The 1,854-nt window shown below is 71.4% G+C and carries 1 protein-coding gene and 1 pseudogene; one reads left to right on the plus strand and one right to left on the minus strand.

The features are described 5' to 3' along the window. A pseudogene (locus tag IJH84_RS06915) lies at positions 1-199 on the plus strand (ATP-dependent Clp protease ATP-binding subunit); the annotation flags it as partial. A gap of 158 nt (positions 200-357) precedes the next feature. On the opposite strand, the gene IJH84_RS06920 reads toward IJH84_RS06915, so the two are convergent. Next, the gene (locus IJH84_RS06920) at positions 358-1,680 is read right to left on the minus strand and encodes a hypothetical protein (protein ID WP_295141662.1); all 1,323 of its coding nucleotides are present in this window, start codon (positions 1,678-1,680) and stop codon (positions 358-360) included. Between the last annotated feature and the right edge of the window lie 174 nt (positions 1,681-1,854).

A 1,854-nucleotide genomic window follows, 5' to 3' on the forward strand; every position in this document is an offset into this window, starting at 1 on the left:
CCAGCGCGAGGTGGAGGACCGGCTGTCCGAGAAGATCCTGTTCGGCGAGGTCGAGGCCGGGCAGATCGTGATCGTGGACGTCGAGGGCTGGGACGGCGAAGGCTCCGACGACCAGGCGCAGTTCACCTTCCGCGGCGAGACCAAGCCGTCGCCGGCGCCGGACGTGGCACCGGCCGACCTGGCCGGTTCCGCCGGCTGACGGCGCAGAACCGATGATCGCCGCCGCACCGGAACCTTCCGGTGCGGCGGCTTCTGCTATCCGGCCCGGATGAGATGGGCCGGTCCGGTGGCGGAACCTCAGCCGTCGCTGACCGGAGGAGTCGTGGCGGGATGACCGGTGCCCGCACGGTGCATCGCCTACCTGGCCGCGCGGCGGTTGCGCAGGAAACGCAGGAATGACCGGGTCAAGTTCACCAGGACCAACGTCATTCCTGCCCACGGCAGCAGCAGCATGAAGATCCGGACGAGGCCGACCGCGGTTCCGGCGACGCCCCCGGCTCGCGCGAACTCGCCGACGCCGCGGGCCTGGTCGAGCAATGCTTGCCACAGCCCGGGCAGCACGTAGGGCGCGAGCGCCAGGAATCCGATGATCCAGTAAGCCAGGCACGGGATCACCAGCACGACCCACACCGCGATCACCCGCCGGGTCCACGGCTTGAGCTCGCGTACCCGCGGATGCGGCTCCCGCCCGGGCACCATGCTGCGCAGCGTCGGCCCCATCCGGTCGAACAGGTCGGGCACGCCGACGAGATCGCTCAGGATGTAGTAGCCGTCGAGCCGGATCGACGGCAGGAACTGCCAGACCGTCGTCGCCTGCCAGGCCACCAGCGCGGCCAGCAGCCACGCCGAGTCCGTGCGGGCGTAACAGACGATCATGATCAGGATGGCGAGCGCGTTGAAGTAGATCCCGCCGAGGTCGGTGCGCAGCCTGCCACCGCGGCTGAGCCGGTAGGAGTCGGTGACGGTGCTGTACATCGCTGGCCAGACCAGGTAGATGCCCACACCCATGGTGCCGGGCCGGGCGCCGCCGTAGCGGCAGGCCGCGACGTGGCCGAACTCGTGGAACAACCCGGCCCCGGTCAGCAGCCCCAGCACCAGCAGGATCTGCTCCGGTCGCTCGATCAGCGACTGCGCGCCTGCGACGAGCCGTCCCGCCGCACCGTTGGTGGCCAGCCAGATGTCGGCGACCGCGAACCCCGCCACGACGAGCACCACGACGGGTGGCCAGAACAGCGGCATGAACACGCCGGCGATGGCCGACACGACGCGCTCGGGCAGCAGCGCGACCCGGAACCGGAGTGCCAGCAGCCGGTCCCGCCCCTTCGGCAGCGGCTGCTCGGGACGGTCCGCGCCCGCCGCGACCATCCCGGCCTTGCGCAGCCTGTTGTCGATGAGGAAGGAGATCTGCTCGGCGGTGATCTCGCGGCCCACCGAGTCGCCGAGAGCGGTCGCGACCTGCGAGAAGCGACGGCGCCCGTCGAGCTGTGCCGCGAGCAGGTACAGCAGCCTGGACACCTGCAGGACCTGGCCGTCGGGGCGGCGGACGAGGTACGGCGGTTCGCGGTGCCCGGATCCCTGGTACTCGCCGATCAACTCGGTGCCGGGCATGAGCGCGGGTACCGCGTGATCCGCGACGTCCGATTCGGCGGCGGGATCACCCGGCGCTGGCGTGGTGTCCAATTCGCCCCCAGGCGTTGGAGAAGTTCCGCGTGGTCCCGGCGGCTCCGCAGACCGCGCGGTTCGGTGCTGCCGCGTCGAATATTGAACGACCGCGGCGGGCCGGCAACCGGGTCGCCGGCCCGCCACGGGTTCAGGGCGCGCGGTCAGCCGACGTTGCCGCCGCCGCCACCGCCG

The sequence above is a fragment of the Saccharopolyspora sp. genome, assembly GCF_017434145.1.
GTDB lineage: Bacteria > Actinomycetota > Actinomycetes > Mycobacteriales > Pseudonocardiaceae > Saccharopolyspora_C > Saccharopolyspora_C galaxeae.